Origin of the sequence: Xanthomonas sp. LMG 8993, from assembly GCF_009835065.2 — a bacterium.
Taxonomy (GTDB): Bacteria; Pseudomonadota; Gammaproteobacteria; order Xanthomonadales; family Xanthomonadaceae; genus Xanthomonas; species Xanthomonas arboricola.
Map to the genome: position 1 here is coordinate 180,571 of NZ_QVIF02000009.1, position 15,756 is coordinate 196,326.

Here is a 15,756-nt window from a genome sequence, read left to right on the forward strand (position 1 = left end):
GCGGTATCGCCAGCATGGGAGGCATCAATGGCGAAAAAGCATGAAATTTCGCTCGTCCGCTCGTCGGCGGCCGAATACCTGACCTTCGTGGCCGCCGCAGGCGAGGGCGGCGTGCAGGCGGCGTATGCCGACGAAAACGTCTGGCTGACGCAGAAGATGCTGGCCCAGCTCTACGATGTCGAAACCCACACCATCAACTACCACCTGAAAAAGGTGTTCGCTGACAACGAGTTACAGCCAGATGCAGTTATTCGAAATTTTCGAATAACTGCCGCCGACGGCAAGAGCTACGACACCAAGCACTACAACCTCGCGGCCATCATTGCCGTGGGCTACAAGGTCAATTCCGAGCGCGCGGTGCAGTTCCGCAAGTGGGCCACCACCATCATCGAGTCCTTCACGATCAAGGGCTTCGCGATGGACGATGAGCGCCTGAAGAATGACGGCACGGTGCTCGGCAAGCGCTACTTCGAAGAGCAGTTGCAGCGCATCCGCGAGATCCGTCTCTCCGAGCGCAAGTTCTACCAGAAGATCACCGACATCTACGCCACCGCCCTGGACTACGATGCCACCGCGCAGGCAACCCAGCGGTTCTTCGCCACAGTGCAGAACAAGCTGCACTGGGCCATCCACGGGCAAACCGCAGCAGAAGTCGTCTACCACCGAGCCGATGCCGGCAAGCAGCACATGGGCCTGACCACCTGGGCCGATGCACCGCGCGGGAAGATCCAGAAGTTCGACGTGGCGGTTGCCAAGAACTACCTGACCACCGGCGAGATGGCGCAGTTGCAACGCCTCGTATCGGCCTATCTGGACCTGGCCGAGGACATGGCACTGCGGCAGATTCCGATGACCATGCAGGATTGGGAAACACGTCTGAATCGTTTCATCGAAGCAACCGACCGGCAGGTGTTGCAGGACGCAGGGCGCGTCACCGCCGAGATCGCCAAAGCGCATGCGGAAAGCGAGTTCGAAAAGTACCGCATCGTGCAGGACCAGCTGTTCGTGAGCGATTTCGATCGCGTGTTGCAGCAGCTTGATGCAGGAGACCGGGTGGACGGTGCCGACGAGGACTTGCGCTAGACGGTGATGTGGGAAGCGCCAAAGCGTCAGGTCCCCAACCGCGCGCGATAGTGCACGTTGGATTGAAAGATCGCTCCGAGGATGAATCGCGACTAGCGTCTGCCCAGGAGTCGCCCGCCACGGTGGTTCCGCCCGTCCAGGGCTCGTACCCCAAGCCGGAGAGATGGCATGAGAAGTGACGACAAAGAAGCGCTTGCGCGTAAGAGGTGAATGATGAAGGCGATATGGGTTCTTGGGGTTCTCGCGCTGTCAGCCTGCTCCAGCGCGACTGCGGCTGGGAGGCTGGAGATCAGACTCCAAAACAGACAGGCAGCGCATACAGCGACAGCTGGAGCATCCGTCTCAGTCACGATGGCCAACGCAGGTGACCAGCCCATCGAGCTACCTGCCTCGTATGTTCCAGACGTAGACAAAGGCGGGGTGTTGCAGACCAATCTGTTCAAGGTCATGCAAGAGGACGGCAGCCCCGTCGACTATCGCGGCATCTATGTGCACAACGTCCGAGGTTCCACGCCATCTCTTGTCCTGAAGCCGGGGCAGTCAATCGTCAGGACGATCAATCTGTCATTGAGTTACCAGATCATGCCTGGGCGCAATTACTCGGTCGGGGTACACCCACTTATACGTTATCGGGAGCAGCAGGAATCAAAGAGTAAAACCACCTCAGCCGATATGACGTCGCTGAAGACTGCTACATCCAACATCATCGAGATCACGCCTCGATAGGTCTGCGATGTATCGGCGAACCTGCGCCTGGCCCCAGCGTGCCGAGGTGTAGCGGATGATCCCGCGCAGATCGGCTTCGGCTGCATCGGTGAGGACGTAGCCGTGCATCAACCGCGACGGCCCCCGGCCAATTCTTCATCCAGGATGGTGCTGATGCTCTTGGTAGAAACCTTGCCGGCAAGGCCTTGCTCGACACGTCCCCCAAGGAGGGTCTTCAACTCCTGCCATGCCTGATCAGCGTTTAGGTCGCCAGGGAACAGGCGTTCAAGCGCGTATTGCTTGATGGTCTTGCCCTGCAGAGCCGCCAGCGCCTTCAGGCTCTGATGCTGCTGATCGCTTAGATCAATGGTCAAACGGCTCATGACGCGCTCCTAAATCCATACAAACCCACATTAGCGCATCTGGGCTGGTTGACCGATTGCAGAGCTTTGGGACCCCAGCTCGGGTGACGCCGTGCAGTGTTTTGACGGAAACTGCGCTCCCGAAACAGGACCGCACCGATGGACCGACGTCGCCGCAAACGGATGGAGCGCTATTGGGCGCGGGCAGAAGCCAAGGCGCGTGCAGCGGTTGACCGGTTGGATCCGGAAAGCTGGTTCGACCTGTGGCATACGCATGTGGACTGGAATGGCCGCGGCCACTGCTGTGTTGAGCATCGGCAGACGGTCAACGCGGTGGCAGTGCGTGTGTTGTGCTACCTGGAAGCACATCTGGCGCAACGTGGGACAGCGGTGCAACTGTGGGCAGACCTCAGTGAGGACACGATGGATACGGGCATCTACGCGCACTCTGCCAATCCGAACGGCACGAGCTTCCCGGCCGCCTTTCCCAACCTGGATTGGCAACTGGCTCTGCCTGCCGAGGTCGCAGCGATCCTGCCCGCCACGCATCGGGCCGGCACCGCGTCATGCGATGGCAGTACTTGGTATGTCGTGCAGCGTCAGCCAGCCGTGGTCGGCCCGGAGGCACGTCAATGAGTTCCACCGACAAAGCCCATCGCACCGCATTGCGTTATGCCGTCGGTGCTCGTCAGCCGCGTGTGGCCAAGGCGCCCGTCACCGGCGCCGCCTATCGGCTAGCGCACGCCTGCTTCGGTTGCCGCAGAAGTTTCAAGATCGCTCCGCGCGAGCAGGTGGCCCCCTGTCCTGGCTGCGGTAACGCGCTGTGCGTGATGGGGCGTTCGTTCAAGGCACCCCCGGCCCGCAGCCAGGCGCAATGGCGCAAGGTCGAGCGGTTGTATCGCGCTGGCTTTCGGTTCTTCAGTTACCGCAGCCACCCGTGCGTTGCTCTCCCAGCCAGGCTGTCGGAGGTCGATCGCTTCATCCGTGAGAACCCTGAGCACCCATTACGCCTGGGGGGGCATTGAGGTTGGCACGGTATCACACCGCGAGGCCAGGCCTGCGCCTGACCTCGTCTGCCGTCTGGCAGGCCGGGCGGCTTACTTGCCCTTCTTTTCCTGCTTGGCCGCGCGCTTTTCCTTCAGCGTCTTGGTCGGCTCTTTCTTCTGGCTCTTCTTCTGGTCCATCCCCTTGCTCATGACACCCTCGTAGTTGCTGGATTGATCGGTCGGGCAGCGCCATGACCCTGGCGTGCCTGCGCACTGTAAGGCTTGCGCGGGGTGGAATGGCAGCGGCAGCGCAAGGCCGGGCGACGGGCGGTGTGTCCGGCCCGGCGTCTGCGCGAGGCAGCGTGCACCAGTAGCCCTTCGGCGTGGCCGGCTAGGCCACAAACGCAAACGCCCGCGTGCGACCGGCAAGGTCTGCACGCGGGCGCTGGCGACAGCGGCGGGCTTACTTGGCCGGCACGCGCTGGTACTGCTCGCCACCGGTGTTGAGGTGGCCGTTGGCCGCGTCGATGGCGAAGTTCACCGTCTCGCCATCGTTGGTGACCTGCAGCGCCCCGTCCTTGTAGACCGCCGGGTAGCTCTCGGTCTTGGGCTTGCGGCTGAAGAACTTCGGCGTGGTGCTGCGCACCATGAAGGTCTCGCCATTGCGCTCAATGTCCATCGTCTCTTCCTGCGTCTGCACGTTGACCCAGTGGCCGACGAACTTCTCGCCCTCCTCCTTGGCGCAACCGCTCACCAGCAGTGCCGCGGCCAGCGCGGTGCCCATCCACTTCATCATCGCGTGTTCTCCAGTTGAGGCTGGGGCGAGGATGGCGGGTGGGGGATGTATGGGAGGTCAAGGTTTCGCGCTATGGCTGCTTAACGTGAGCGCAGCCGTTGGAAACTCACCTGATCTCGTTAACCGGCATGTCACCGCTCCGCTAGACGCGCCCTTATAGGGAGGACTAGCGGAAATGGCGTTATCGCCCTGCATCAGTGACGGATGAGCCGTCACGGCTTACGCTTTTAGAGCAGTTAGAAAACCACTTCGTCCCTCTTGTAGCGATAGTTGCCGTCGGCTAAAAACTCGATTATTTCGTGTATCGAACTTTGGCAGTCTTGCCTTATCAGGTAATCCCTTAACAGACAAATGTAAGTAGGATCATCTTCGGGTTTTGCCAAGCCAATAATTTGCCTCCCCATCTTTGATACCGTGTACACGGGAACGCTAATCCTTTTGCCTATGTCTTGTGATGAAAATCTAACTACATAATTGTGGAAAACGAATTCGCCTTGGAGCGGCGTAGCAGATTGCGATGTGATTTGAATACTAAGGCCCATTGATTCTACCCCGGCAATCAATCCAAGGTCTTGCAGTTCCATCAATTGGGCGAAGCTTAACCCCTTTTTATTAAAGAAATCATCGCTTTCAGGTTTGAATATAACATCGTTTGATCTGAAGTTGGAGATGTTGGCGATTAGATCTGCATCTTCTTTACTAAGATTTCTGATCACTTCAAGTGCGCGGAGTGAATAGGTTCCAGGCTGCTTTATCTCACCAGCCAATATACGCCCCCAGAGCCTTTGCATCTCATCCTCAGACACCTTTTCTGCGCTATCTCTCCATCGAGTTAGCCAATCCTCAGATGGCGGTTGCTCGGGAGGATCACATGTCTCGCCTTCAAACTCCTCCTCTGCATGCAGAGCTGCTTTTGCAACATTGATTTCACGCTTCAACGTATTAGCAGCCATTACGTCTAACACGCTGCTGAGCTGCGCGGTGGATTGAGGTTCGGCGGTTGATTCACTCAACTGATTTGAGAATAGCTGAGAGATGTCATGCGAAATAAGCCTTTTCTCATCCATTGAGTAAGACTTTCTCCCGGCTATGATGTCCTGCGCGTATACCTCCGCTTGCGTTAGGGCGAGTTTTTTATTGAACTCAACGTCAATTGAAGCCATGCCTTCTCGACGAACCTGACCTGGCTTAAGTATCCCAGATATGATCCCGCCGCCCACGGCCTTCCATAGTGCCGCCGTCCATTTTGCAGCTGTTGTTGTTACAGGGTCCATACGTTACTCATTATTTTTGCAGGAATTTTAAGCGGTGAATTTTGCCAGCGCTGTCTTTAGAAAAAAAATGGGTCAGGTCTACTTATGCAGTTCCTCTGCACGTAGGGAACTGGGTGCAACCTAGGAATTGCTCGTTTGTGCGCCGATTCCTTCTTTGTACGAGTGCATTGCCGCAACGTGCGCAGCGCGGAGCGGCAGCGTTTGTGGAGGCAGAGGAGGCGGAAGCAAAGATAGGCTCGACGCGAGCTGCTAGTGGCGCTTGCAGGGTCGTTGCTTGTTGTTGATCCGCTCGTGTCATCGCGAGTAGCTGTTCGCCGCCAATCAACTCAATCGGCTTGCCTTCGGCGAAGCGCTCAGCGTCCTTCGTATAGGTGCCGATACATGCGATCTTCACCTCATTGGCCTGGTGATGGGCGAGCAGGCCGAACATTTCTCGCACGACGCTGACGCCGACTTGCTGGCGCTTCCACTGCTTGCATTGCACCAGCGTGCGGCGGCCGTCCTTGCGCAGGATCAGGTCGATGCCGCCGTCGGCGCCGCCCAGGCCGGTTTCTTCGACGCTGTAGCCCTGGCGGCGAAACGCTTCGCCCACCAATAGTTCGAACTGGCGCCAGCCGCCGGCGGCCAGGCTCTCCAGGCTTGTGCGTGTTTCCAGAAAGCGTCGCCGGCTGCGTGTGCGCAGATAGGAGAACAGCGCAGCAAGCCAGCAGACGCCGAGCAGCGTCCACGCCAATGGCGCGAACATTCCACTCGATTGCTGGGCGAAGCCATGCGACAGCATTCCACCCTGGTGAGAGAACCACCAGGCGATGCCATAGCGCACCACCAGATATGCAGCGATTCCCATCACGAAGCCAACCGGCCACGGCAATGCGGCCAACGCTTCGAACCCGCTCTGCCTCTTTCTGCGTCCCATGCAAGAACCCCCGTTCCAGGTTCGAACATAACCGCTGGAACAAGGTTTGTCAGCAAACCAACCGGCGTTGCGATCTATCTCCCATTAACTGCGCTGCATTAAGTGCTCCATTGCGGCAGAGCTCGCCGTTGTGCCAATGCTTGAGTTTGCTTGTGTGGCTATCAGCGCATCTTCGTAGGCCGCAGACGGGGAGCGCTTTAAATACTGAGCAATAAGATGGCAGTTCTATAGCCCATCATCATTCCCCAGGCTCACGACAGCGCTCAGCAACTTTCCGGTCCGCCACAAACTCAGCAACCGCACTCGCAAAACACGCAGGGGCTGCAAACGCGAGCAGATGCGCGCCACGCTCAACGGTGCTGAAGGTCATCGGGCCTGCGGCTTTCAGCAATGCGGCATGCGCCTGCGCGCCGGCGTAGGGGGTGTTGGGGTCTAGCGTGCCGTGGATGATCAGCGTGCGTGGCAGGGTGGCGGGGCTGCGGCCGAACCAGGCGTCGCGCGGGTAGGTGGGCAGGCCGGCGTCCACCAGCAGGCCGGGGATGGGGCTGACGAACAGGGCGTCCTTGGCTTCGGTCGCGACCGTTTCGCGGGTGAGGGTTGGCCGCGCATTGTTTTCGGACGCGGCAATCAGCATGACCAGCGGCAATGCGGGCTGGTTATCGCCGCCTTGGCCCATGGCTGCAAGTGATGTCTGCAGGTCGGCGATGGCGGCGGTAAGCAAGCTGGCATCGTCGCGGGCCAGGCCGTCGATGATCGCGGGGATCCGGTCGCGCAGCGTGGGGAAGTTGAGCAGCATGCCGAGAAAGCGCTTGAGGTCTTTGCCGGGGATTTGCGTGCGCCATGCGGCGCTATCGCTGCGATCGAGCACGCTGCGATAGGTAGCGATGTGTGCGTCGTCCAACAGCGCGCGGCCTACCGTATCGACCACCGCGGTACGGTGGCTCAAGTCCCATTGCGCGGCAGTCTCCGGTGGCACCAGGCCATCCAGCACCAGCCCATCCAACGGGATGGGCGCCACTTGCAGGGTGCGCAGTGCCAACTGCGTGCCATAGGACACGCCGTACAGCAGCACCTTGCCCTTGTGTCGTTGCTGGCGGATCAGCAGTGCAAGATCTTGCGCCGCTTCGGTGATGGTGAAGGCCTTGGTTCTTTGCGCATCTGCATACAGCGCGCCGATGCACGGGCCCCATTCGGCGCCGGCCAGGCCCACGCCGTCTGCGCTTTGCGGCGCTTCCTGCGCGGGGCACAGGCGGGCCGAGCGCCCAGTGCCGCGATGGTCCGGAATGATCAGGTCATAGCCGGGAAAGGCGCGCCGGTAAGTGCTGATCATCGGGTACAGCGATGCGCCGGCTTCGCCCGGCCCGCCCGCAATCAACCAGACTTCGCCGCGTCGCTTGCTCTGGTCCGGCGTAGGAAAACGGCGAACGAATAGCTCGATCGTGCCAGCATCCGCGGCTTCATGACGCAGCGGCACGTCGATGATCAGGCATTCGCTACCGACCAATGGTGTGTGTGCCGCAGCGTCGGCACATGCGGTGAATGATGGCGGTGGCGTCTGCGCCGCGGCGGCAACCGGTGCAAGGAATGCAGCAAGGCAGGCAACGGCCGCATAGATCGTAGGACGACGCATGGAGTTCCATCTCTCGGCAAAGATCCGCAGCATTACCTAATGGGGCTGCGCGCGTATCGCCCGAAAGTCATTCTTCGCCGATGAGGTGCGCCTGTCGCTGCGCAGAGTGCGCAACAGCCAAACGTAGGCACGGTACGATCCAACCCCAACTGTTTGAGCGCGCATCGCTGTCGCCATGGTTTCAACACGCCCGATCCTCGATGGCATGGCCGCCAGCCAGTTCCAGCTACCAATGGGAAGCTGGGCCACGGTATTGGAGGTGCTATGCGCATGTTTCCCGAGTGTGGATGCGGCCACGTGGCGTGACCGTTTCGCGCGTGGGCGTGTGCTGGACGCGAATGCGCAGGTGCTGGATGTGTCGGCGGCGTATCGATTGGGTGCGGAGATCTATTACTTCCGCGAAGTGGCAGATGAGCCCGTCGTCGCGGCGATGGAAACCGTGGTGCATGCCGATGAGCATGTGGTGGTGGCGTGCAAGCCGCACTTTCTGCCGGTGGTGCCCGCAGGCGTGTATGTGCGCGAGACGTTGCTCACCCGGCTGGTGCGGCGCTTCGATAACCCCGCGTTGGTGCCGCTGCACCGCATCGACCGTGACACCGCCGGGCTGGTGTTGTTCTCTGCCAATCCAGCCACGCGCGGCATCTATCAGGCGCTGTTCCGCGAGCGGCGCATCCGCAAGCACTATCTGGCGGTGGCACCGCCGCTGCCAGGGCTGACATTTCCGTATGTGTATCGCAGCCGGCTGGAGCCAGGCGAGCCGTTCTTCCGCATGCGCGAGGGTGTGGGCGAGCCGAACAGTGAGACGGTGATCGATGTGGTCGCGCGCGGCGCAGACACGTGGACGTATCGATTGGAGCCGGTCACCGGGCGCAAGCACCAGTTGCGCGTGCATATGGCCGCGCTGGGCGCGCCGATCCTGCATGACCGCTTCTATCCAGAGCTGGAAGATCAGCGGCCCGATGATCCGGAGCGGCCACTGCAGTTGTTCGCGCACACGTTGGCATTCGATGACCCAATTACTGGTGAGCCTCGGCGCTTCACCGCGACGATCGAACCGACAAAATCGGCTTGAGACGCAAACCTGCGCTGCGCTAAAAAATCAGGCGAAATATCTGGTTTTCAGATATCCGAAAAAGCGCGTTACGGTGGCCTTGCGGACATCCCGTCCGCTCACGTCGAGGACAGACGGCATGAGCACTTCGAGAGCCCTTACGACCAATACTCGGCAGCGCGTGCGGCCAGCGGCCAAAATACAAACTCACGCAGAGCCCTTCACCTTCGGCGTCACCCTGCAGCAGATCGACCAGTTCCATACGCTGCTGCGCACGATCACTGCGCAGAGCGACATGGTGGCGGTGTGCAGCGGCAAGCCGCTGGATGCCACCAGTCTGTCGGTTCTGGGCGAGAGCATCTTCAATGCCGCCCGCGCGGTACGCGGCGTGGTCGACGAGATTTACGAGCAGCGGCTCGGTGGCGATGGCCCGGACGATGCGGCCGAAGCGAGCGGGCAGCGCGGCGCCAGGGTTTGACCGGGCGCCGCGTGCAATCGCGTCAGCCTCAACGCACCTTGTACAACACCGCCGCACCCGGCTTGGGCTCGAACATCGGCACGGTCTGCTGCTTGAGCGCGGTGCCCTTGGCGTCCCACACCAGCGTCTCGGCGGGGTATTCCTCGTTGCGGGTCATGGTGTCGATCTGCTTGACGATCACCGTCTTGCCGGCGGGCACTTCCGGGTTCCAGGCGAACACACCCAGGCGGCCGTAGAACACCGCCGGCGCGGCGGCATCCAGGCGGCGGTCCGGGCACATGACCAGACCGCGTTCCAGCATCACCCGCAGCGCGCCCACGGGCACGGCCTTGACGGTGGGCGCGGTGCGGTCGGTGCTGTGGCCGGGGCAGACATTGGCCGAGCGGGTGAGCATGTCTTCGACCACCTGGCGGTCGGACTGGGCCAGCGCCGGCAGCGCGGCGGTGGACAGGGCAAGCATGGTGAGAGCGGATTTCCAGGGCATCTGACAACTCCTCATGAGATGACACTCCAGTACGGCAGCCCTGCAGGCGGGCTGCTGCCAGTGACGCGCCCGGATGCTAGCAATCCCCGCGTTAAGCGCTGCCAATGGTTGGCGCCGCTTCCAGACGGGCGCGCAAGCGGGAATCGGCCACCGAAGCCGCCGCCGGCCTGCCAACCCCGCACGGGCCGGCCGGCGCGTAATGCAACGGCTGCTGACGCCCATCGCCGCTGTCAGGAGACTCCTGATTGAGCGGCGGCGGCGACGCGGATAGCGTGCGCGCTATCACACCGTTGGACTGCTTTATGGAACGCGCCGACCTCATTGCATCACTGCTCACCGGCATGCGGCGTGCCGAAGACTTCCGCGCGCAGGGAGCGGCCTATAACACCGCGCACAGCCAGCAGATGGCGGTCGACCACGGCAAGGCCGCCGACGCCGAGCTGGTGCTGTCGCTGTTCGCGTTCACGCCGGAGCACCTCAAGCTGCTGGGCAGCACCGGCATCGAGAACCTGGGCGAGATCGTCTGCCATGCCTGGGCCTTGAACGGCGGCAACAACGAGGCGCTGATTGGCTGGTTCCGCAAGCCCATGAACGCGCTGGACGGCCAGACGCCGGCCGCGCTGGTCCGCAGCGGCAGCCTGAAGGTGCTGCTGCTGGTGCTCAGGCAGCAGCTGGAGTGGGAATTGCCCAAGCGCTCGGCCTGAGCAGCGGGGCCGGTGATGCCGCGCCCTGGCGTGCCGGTGGCCGGCACGCCGATCGGCAGCGCCGGCGCGCTTACTGCTTGGGCCGCGCCACGGCGTACATCTCCCAGGCAATCTTCTTCATCAAGGCGTTGCTGTCCTCGCCCTCCTTGTACAGGTCGAAGTGGGTGCGGCCTTCCAGGTAGCGGAAGTCACTTTTGGCGCCCAGGCCGTCCAGCACCGCCTGGAACTTGCGCGCCGCCCCATCCAGATAGAACGTGTCGGCGGTGCCGACGATCAGGTGGATCTTGCCGTCCAGATCCGGCTTGAGCGTGGGCCACTGCGCGGCCACGCGCGCGGCGATGTCGTAGTGCGTGCGCCAGTAGGCCACCACGGCCGGGTCCACCTTGCCGGTGTCGCGGTCGAACATCGGCACCGGGCGGCCGTCGGGCCCGCGCGGCGAGAACACCCAGTCGAACGAGGTCATCTGCCCGCCGTAGGGGCCTAATACGCGTTCGAGCTTGGCGAAGGTTTCCAGGTCGGCCACCACCTTGCCCTGGTCGCGGATCAACGGGAACTGGCTGCCGTCCGGGCGCCGGTAGACGTTGGCATTGGGCGCGTACAGATCCGGCCCGGTGAAGTCGTGGAAGTCGCTCGAATCGGGCGAGGTGGACCAGGTACCGCCGAACAGCTTGGGGTAGCGCGTCTGCAGCCACAGCGTGGCCCAGCCGCCGGACGAATGCCCGTTGAGGAACCGGCCCTTGGCGTTGCCGTCCATCTTGTACTGCCGTTCGAGCGAAGGGATCAGCTCTTCGATTAGCGCGGTGCCCCAGGGGCCGTTGTTGACCGAGTCGGCGAACTCGTGGGTGCCGGTGGGCGTGGACTGGTCCAGGAACACCCAGATCATCGGCGGCATCTGCTTGGCCGCCATTGCGCTCCAGGTGGCGGCGATGCTGCCGGCAAAGCGGTTGTAGTTGCCGCCGAAGCCGTGGGTGACATACACGGTGGGGTAGCGGGTGGCGGCCTTGGCGTCGTAGCCGGGTGGGGTGAGCACGCGGGCGCGCAGCGACACCGGCCGGCCCCAGAACGCGCTCAGCGACGGGCTGACCAGCGAGGCGTCCGCGCTATGCAGCCTGGCCTCCGGGATGGCGTCGCGGATCGCCTGCGGCGCCCGCGGCGACACCTGCCACGGGTCGTCCGACGCGGGCACCTGCTTGCTGAGCGTCAGCGTGGGCAACGGCTTGCCCTTGCCCTGCGTCACCGCGGTGACCTCGCTCAACAGGTCGCCGCCATCGCGGCCGGCATAGCTGTAACTGTGGTCCGGATCCAGCACGGCCTGGAACAGGTACTCGCCGGCCGGCAACGCGGAAAAGCCGCTGGGGAAGGCGATGTTGTCCAGGTCGATCTCGACGCTGGCACCGGGGGCGAGCGCGGTCACCTCCTGCGCCGCCACCGCCACCGCGGTCGGGCGGAACGGGTTCACGCTCACCTCCTCCACCTTGCCGGCTTTGCCGTCCTTGCCATCCTTGGCCGCGGCCTGGGCGTCCTTGGCCAGCGTGGCGAAGACCAGCAGGCGCCCGGACACGGGCTGGTCGCCCGCCCCGTCCAGCGTGACGCGCAGCAGGCGATGGGCCGCTGCCGGTGCGGCGGCGTGCGCGCAGCAGGCGCACAACAGGCCAACGGCCAGACCCAGGCGGGGGGCAAGATGATGCAGAGACATGCAGATCCTTGGGAACGCAGGTGGATGGAGTGGGCGCACACGGCCCTGTGCAGACTGTAGCCAGTTCCCGGCCGGCCGTGCGCCACCAACGCGAGGTCTGGTCACCGTATCCGATCTGCCCGCTCCAGCGCTCCCATCATCAACCGGACGCGACACAGACTCCGGCCGGCATCGCGAGCCACGGCATGAAGCTGGGGCGGCCCCAAGTAACAAAACGAAAGCCAGCGTCAGTTTCAACCCGGTAAATGTCTGACAGACATCCAATCTGATGTCGGCTTTAGATTTCGCTTTTCCCGGTGAGGCGCACTTGCAGCGGCAGATTATGTTTGGTCCTGTGGTCGATGCGTTGCGTGCGGTCTGGACGGATGTCTGATTCGAGAAACAGACACGGTATTTGCACCGAATTCCAAACTGCATCACGCAACAACGTCGTTGAGACGATTTGCCGGGTTTGCGAGGCCTTGGTCTTCAACGATGAACCCACCAGCGGCGTGGCCAGCTGGGTGGCGTAGGTGTGGTGCTGCCACACACACGCATGTCGTCATCGTACGCAATCGATCATCGGCCGCTTGGCGTTATGCACAGGTGCCGTTGCGAATGTCCATTCAAGGCGCAAGCGGCAGTCGCTGCCAAAACCTTGCATCACACACCAGGGAACGATCGAAATGAAACGTAAAACCAGCTATCGCGGTGCGCTTTCGGCCTGCGGCCTCTCACTCGTCGTGGCCGCGTTGTGCATGGACGCTGCCGTTGCCGCACCGGTGACCGGGGCGGATACGGTCACGTTGAGCTATGTCTTTGCCACGCTGCAGACGGGCCAGCAGGATCAGAAACCCGAAGACATCGCGGCCTGTCGCAAGCAGGTTTCCGCACCGGGTTCCAAGTACCTGGGCTTGGCGGTCACCACCAAGTACTCCATCGACGTGCAGTCCAAGATGATGTCTGCGTCCTCGTCGCTGCCATCGCCTGGGGGCACGCAGCCGATGACGGTGACGATACCGCTGTCACCGTTGGGCTTGTCCGGGGAGTATGCCTTCGGTGCATTTCGGCCGAGCGCGCTGCCTAACACCTATGTGCTGTTCTCGGTCGGGCTGGATTTTAAGGGGCCGCAGTCGTCCGTGCTGGTTCTCAACAGCGACAAGACCTACAACTGCCTGGTGACCAGCAATCCGGCGCCGTTCAAGGGAGCCCTGGGTACCAAGCTGGGCAAAGACCAGGGGCGCTGATGTCTGCAACCGCCGGGTAATCGGTGAACGCGCCGAAGACAGCTTCGGCTCGTTCGGCTGCTGTTTTCAAAGCAGCACCTTAGAGGGGGCGGGTGAAATGGCGGTTTACCACCGTACGCTCCAGATCAACTCCACGGGTTGATGACCTCCAACGCCATCGCTGCGAACGGTGCCGTGTCGCGAGTTGCAACGGTCAGGCCTTGCGCGGCTGCCGTTGCAGTCATCCCCGCACCAGCAATAAGTGAAACCCGGGGCCAACCTGGCCCCACCACTCACCGATACGGCCCGGGCCCGCGCCATACCGGCTCGCCTTGCTTGTAGACCTCCATCATGTTGATGACCTCGCGGGCATCGCCGATGTCTTTGAGCTCCGGCGAGTCCGGCGGCAGCAGGCGGCATTTGCTGGAGCCGCGCTTGAGCGCGACTTCCAGCGGGCAGACCATGCGGTACTGGGTGCCGGGCAGGATGATGGCCACTTCCTTCATGCCCTGGTCGCGCCAGTTGCGCAGCTGGGTTTCGCTGCGCACTTCGTAATAGACCTGGTAGCCGCCCACATCCATGCTGGGTTGGGCGTTGTTACGGTCGCGGCGGCGGCCTTCGCTGATGGTGGGTGTGTTGGACATGCCGTCTTCGGCGGCATCGGCTTGTTCTTCGAGCATGCCGGGTGGGCGGCCGGTCCAGGTTTCGGGGCGGCGCTGCGGCGGCGACGAGGGCTCTGCCGGCGGTTGCGGCGGGGTGGGGCGCTGCACCGGTTGCGTCTGGCGCTGCTCGACCAGGCCGCCGCGGCGGGTGTTGCCTGCCGGCGGGATCGGGTTCTTGGCGGTCTTGACCAGGGTGGACTGCACCGGCGAGGCGGCCGGCGGCGGTTGCACGGGTGCTGGCGTTTGCGACGGCGGAGTCGGGGTCGGCGAGGGCGTGGGTTGTTCGGGCGTGGCGGTGTCGCCGACAAAATCCACCTTGGTGCGGCCGCCGCTGGCCGAGCCCTGCGGTGGGGTCATGGTGGGCGTGGAGGCCGACAGCAGGATCAGCAGCATCAGCACGTGCAGCAGGGCGCTGATCAGCGCGGCGATCCAGGGTTCGATGCGTTCGATCAGTGGCTCGGTGCGCGGCAGCCAGTCCTGCGTCTCCAGGCGGACGTGCAGCAGCTGCAGCGCGTCGTCGCGCACGCGGTAGACCAGCACGTAGGGCGTTTGCTTGACCACCCATTCGCGGGTGCCGGCGACCCGGCCGGCGCGGCCGCGGCCGGGTTGCTCGGCCAGGGTGCGGGTGGCTTCCAGCACCTGCCGCGCCATCGCGGCGGCGGCGGTCGGGTTGAGCGCGTGGTAGTGATCCTGGGCGTGTGCGAGTTGCCTGGCGGCCGGGACGGTCCAGTCACGCCGCAACATCAACGCCCCATCTGGCGAACAGTGCGCTCACCTCTGCCGGCGCGGCAAAGGCGCCCTGATCCGCTGCGGCCATGCCGTCCAGCACGGCGGCCTCGAAGCTGGCGGTGTCCACGACGCGAACCACGTCGTCCCATCCTGCCGTCTCGGGCAGCGTGTCGATCAGCGTGCGGGCTTCTTGCTTGATGGCGGACATGGCACTGCGGTGGGGGAACTCTGCCGGCAAGTCTACCCGTGCGGCTGCGCTTCGCGTGTGGCAATGGCTGGCGCGCGGCTGGGGCGTTCACCGGCAGTAGCCGGCAGGCCGGTCCTGCGCGAAGGTCGCTCGCCTGTCGCGATTGCCGCGCGCGGCGGTGGCCGCCCGGGCAAGCCGCCTGTGCACGCAGAAAGTGACACTTGGCACCTTGTTCGCTGCGGGGGCCGGTTTCATTCTGCGTCGGTCACCTCACCCCGCAAAGGAATCGCCATGCCCGCTGCTGCCATCGCACCGCTGACGCCGTATCTGTCGATGGCGGCCATCGCCTTGCTCTACTACCGGCGCATCCGGCGCAGCTTCGGCCGCCAGCCGTGGAAGCCGGTGAGCACGGCGGTGCGTACCGTGGTGCTGGTCATTGCGGCGGCAGCGTTGGCGTTTGCGGTGTATGGCTTGCCGCAGGTTCGGCTGGGGATCGCCGCCGGAACGCTGGTCGGCATCGGGCTGGGCGCGCTGTCGCTGCGCTACACGCATGCCGAATGGGTGGAGGGGCGCGGTTGGTATACGCCCAATCCGTGGATCGGCGGCGGCCTGATGCTGGTGCTGCTCGGGCGCCTGGCCTGGCGCTGGGCCGATGGCGCCTTCAGCGCGGGCGCGGCGGCGGCCGGTTCGCAGGCCAGCCCGTTGACGCTGGGCATTGCCGCAGCGCTGGTGCTGTACTCGCTGGTGCACGTTGGCGGGCTGTGGTGGCGGCTGCGTCAGCTGCGGCTGCAGGCTGTGCAGCGCTGAG

The 15,756-nt window shown here is 63.3% G+C and carries 20 protein-coding genes; 9 read left to right on the forward strand and 11 right to left on the reverse strand.

Annotation, left to right across the window (positions count from 1 at the left end; genetic code table 11):
- Positions 1-27 precede the first annotated feature (27 nt).
- Together DYQ94_RS16485 and DYQ94_RS16490 are read left to right on the forward strand one after the other, a co-directional pair.
- The gene (locus DYQ94_RS16485) at positions 28-1,083 is read left to right on the forward strand and encodes a virulence RhuM family protein (protein WP_127170041.1); all 1,056 of its coding nucleotides are present in this window, start codon (positions 28-30) and stop codon (positions 1,081-1,083) included.
- Positions 1,084-1,434: 351 nt separating this feature from the next.
- Complete coding sequence (locus tag DYQ94_RS16490) at positions 1,435-1,809, forward strand: hypothetical protein (RefSeq protein ID WP_237474939.1); 375 nt, start codon at positions 1,435-1,437, stop codon at positions 1,807-1,809.
- Here DYQ94_RS16490 and DYQ94_RS16495 read toward each other — a convergent pair.
- Positions 1,747-1,917 carry a type II toxin-antitoxin system RelE/ParE family toxin gene (locus tag DYQ94_RS16495; protein WP_012439707.1) on the reverse strand — a complete coding sequence of 57 codons (171 nt, stop codon included), beginning with the start codon at positions 1,915-1,917 and terminating at the stop codon, positions 1,747-1,749. The two genes, DYQ94_RS16490 and DYQ94_RS16495, sit on opposite strands and share 63 nt — an antisense overlap.
- Positions 1,917-2,171: a type II TA system antitoxin, ParD family gene (locus tag DYQ94_RS16500; protein ID WP_024939619.1), complete on the reverse strand. Its 255-nt coding sequence runs from the start codon at positions 2,169-2,171 to the stop codon at positions 1,917-1,919. Before DYQ94_RS16500 ends, DYQ94_RS16495 begins: the two co-directional genes overlap by 1 nt.
- Before the next feature lie 138 nt (positions 2,172-2,309).
- Here DYQ94_RS16500 and DYQ94_RS16505 point away from each other — a divergent pair, with 138 nt between their 5' ends.
- The gene (locus DYQ94_RS16505; protein WP_237474938.1) at positions 2,310-2,786 is read left to right on the forward strand and encodes a hypothetical protein; all 477 of its coding nucleotides are present in this window, start codon (positions 2,310-2,312) and stop codon (positions 2,784-2,786) included.
- The gene (locus DYQ94_RS16510) at positions 2,783-3,175 is read left to right on the forward strand and encodes a hypothetical protein (RefSeq protein ID WP_160954936.1); all 393 of its coding nucleotides are present in this window, start codon (positions 2,783-2,785) and stop codon (positions 3,173-3,175) included. The genes DYQ94_RS16505 and DYQ94_RS16510 overlap by 4 nt, the downstream gene beginning before the upstream one ends.
- Positions 3,176-3,599: 424 nt before the next feature.
- Here the strand turns inward: DYQ94_RS16510 and DYQ94_RS16515 are convergent, their stop codons facing one another.
- The 4 genes from DYQ94_RS16515 to DYQ94_RS16530 form a co-directional block, all read right to left on the reverse strand.
- The gene (locus DYQ94_RS16515) at positions 3,600-3,932 is read right to left on the reverse strand and encodes a lipoprotein (protein ID WP_039513672.1); all 333 of its coding nucleotides are present in this window, start codon (positions 3,930-3,932) and stop codon (positions 3,600-3,602) included.
- Positions 3,933-4,168: 236 nt separating this feature from the next.
- A complete protein-coding gene (locus DYQ94_RS16520) occupies positions 4,169-5,206 on the reverse strand; it encodes a DUF2806 domain-containing protein (protein ID WP_160954937.1) in 1,038 nt (345 codons plus the stop codon).
- Between the two features lie 82 nt (positions 5,207-5,288).
- Positions 5,289-6,122, reverse strand: coding sequence for a restriction endonuclease (locus DYQ94_RS16525; RefSeq protein WP_160954938.1), 834 nt, complete (start codon positions 6,120-6,122; stop codon positions 5,289-5,291).
- A 238-nt stretch (positions 6,123-6,360) separates the two neighbouring features.
- Positions 6,361-7,752, reverse strand: coding sequence for an alpha/beta hydrolase (locus tag DYQ94_RS16530; RefSeq protein WP_160954939.1), 1,392 nt, complete (start codon positions 7,750-7,752; stop codon positions 6,361-6,363).
- 175 nt (positions 7,753-7,927) lie between these two features.
- Between DYQ94_RS16530 and DYQ94_RS16535 the strand changes: the two genes are divergently transcribed.
- Complete coding sequence (locus DYQ94_RS16535) at positions 7,928-8,824, forward strand: RluA family pseudouridine synthase (RefSeq protein ID WP_160954940.1); 897 nt, start codon at positions 7,928-7,930, stop codon at positions 8,822-8,824.
- A 118-nt stretch (positions 8,825-8,942) separates the two neighbouring features.
- Positions 8,943-9,281 carry a hypothetical protein gene (locus tag DYQ94_RS16540; RefSeq protein ID WP_160954941.1) on the forward strand — a complete coding sequence of 113 codons (339 nt, stop codon included), beginning with the start codon at positions 8,943-8,945 and terminating at the stop codon, positions 9,279-9,281.
- A 28-nt stretch (positions 9,282-9,309) separates the two neighbouring features.
- Here the strand turns inward: DYQ94_RS16540 and DYQ94_RS16545 are convergent, their stop codons facing one another.
- On the reverse strand, positions 9,310-9,741 hold the full coding sequence (locus tag DYQ94_RS16545; protein ID WP_184428995.1) for a hypothetical protein: 432 nt from the start codon (positions 9,739-9,741) through the stop codon (positions 9,310-9,312).
- Between the two features lie 326 nt (positions 9,742-10,067).
- Between DYQ94_RS16545 and DYQ94_RS16550 the strand changes: the two genes are divergently transcribed.
- Positions 10,068-10,469 carry an antitoxin Xre/MbcA/ParS toxin-binding domain-containing protein gene (locus DYQ94_RS16550; RefSeq protein ID WP_026064237.1) on the forward strand — a complete coding sequence of 134 codons (402 nt, stop codon included), beginning with the start codon at positions 10,068-10,070 and terminating at the stop codon, positions 10,467-10,469.
- Positions 10,470-10,539: 70 nt separating this feature from the next.
- Here the strand turns inward: DYQ94_RS16550 and DYQ94_RS16555 are convergent, their stop codons facing one another.
- Both DYQ94_RS16555 and DYQ94_RS16560 read right to left on the reverse strand, forming a co-directional pair.
- The gene (locus DYQ94_RS16555) at positions 10,540-12,165 is read right to left on the reverse strand and encodes an alpha/beta hydrolase (protein WP_160954943.1); all 1,626 of its coding nucleotides are present in this window, start codon (positions 12,163-12,165) and stop codon (positions 10,540-10,542) included.
- A 277-nt stretch (positions 12,166-12,442) separates the two neighbouring features.
- Positions 12,443-12,694, reverse strand: a complete 252-nt coding sequence (locus DYQ94_RS16560; RefSeq protein ID WP_160954944.1) for a hypothetical protein — start codon at positions 12,692-12,694, stop codon at positions 12,443-12,445.
- Between the two features lie 136 nt (positions 12,695-12,830).
- On the opposite strand from DYQ94_RS16560, the gene DYQ94_RS16565 reads away from it, so the two are divergent.
- Positions 12,831-13,391: a hypothetical protein gene (locus DYQ94_RS16565; RefSeq protein ID WP_160954945.1), complete on the forward strand. Its 561-nt coding sequence runs from the start codon at positions 12,831-12,833 to the stop codon at positions 13,389-13,391.
- Positions 13,392-13,663: 272 nt separating this feature from the next.
- Here the strand turns inward: DYQ94_RS16565 and DYQ94_RS16570 are convergent, their stop codons facing one another.
- The gene (locus DYQ94_RS16570) at positions 13,664-14,776 is read right to left on the reverse strand and encodes a type II toxin-antitoxin system RelE/ParE family toxin (protein WP_102582217.1); all 1,113 of its coding nucleotides are present in this window, start codon (positions 14,774-14,776) and stop codon (positions 13,664-13,666) included.
- Positions 14,763-14,969: a hypothetical protein gene (locus tag DYQ94_RS16575; RefSeq protein ID WP_053054105.1), complete on the reverse strand. Its 207-nt coding sequence runs from the start codon at positions 14,967-14,969 to the stop codon at positions 14,763-14,765. Before DYQ94_RS16575 ends, DYQ94_RS16570 begins: the two co-directional genes overlap by 14 nt.
- Before the next feature lie 270 nt (positions 14,970-15,239).
- On the opposite strand from DYQ94_RS16575, the gene DYQ94_RS16580 reads away from it, so the two are divergent.
- Positions 15,240-15,755: a CcdC protein domain-containing protein gene (locus DYQ94_RS16580; RefSeq protein ID WP_160954947.1), complete on the forward strand. Its 516-nt coding sequence runs from the start codon at positions 15,240-15,242 to the stop codon at positions 15,753-15,755.
- The last annotated feature ends 1 nt before the right edge of the window (position 15,756 follow it).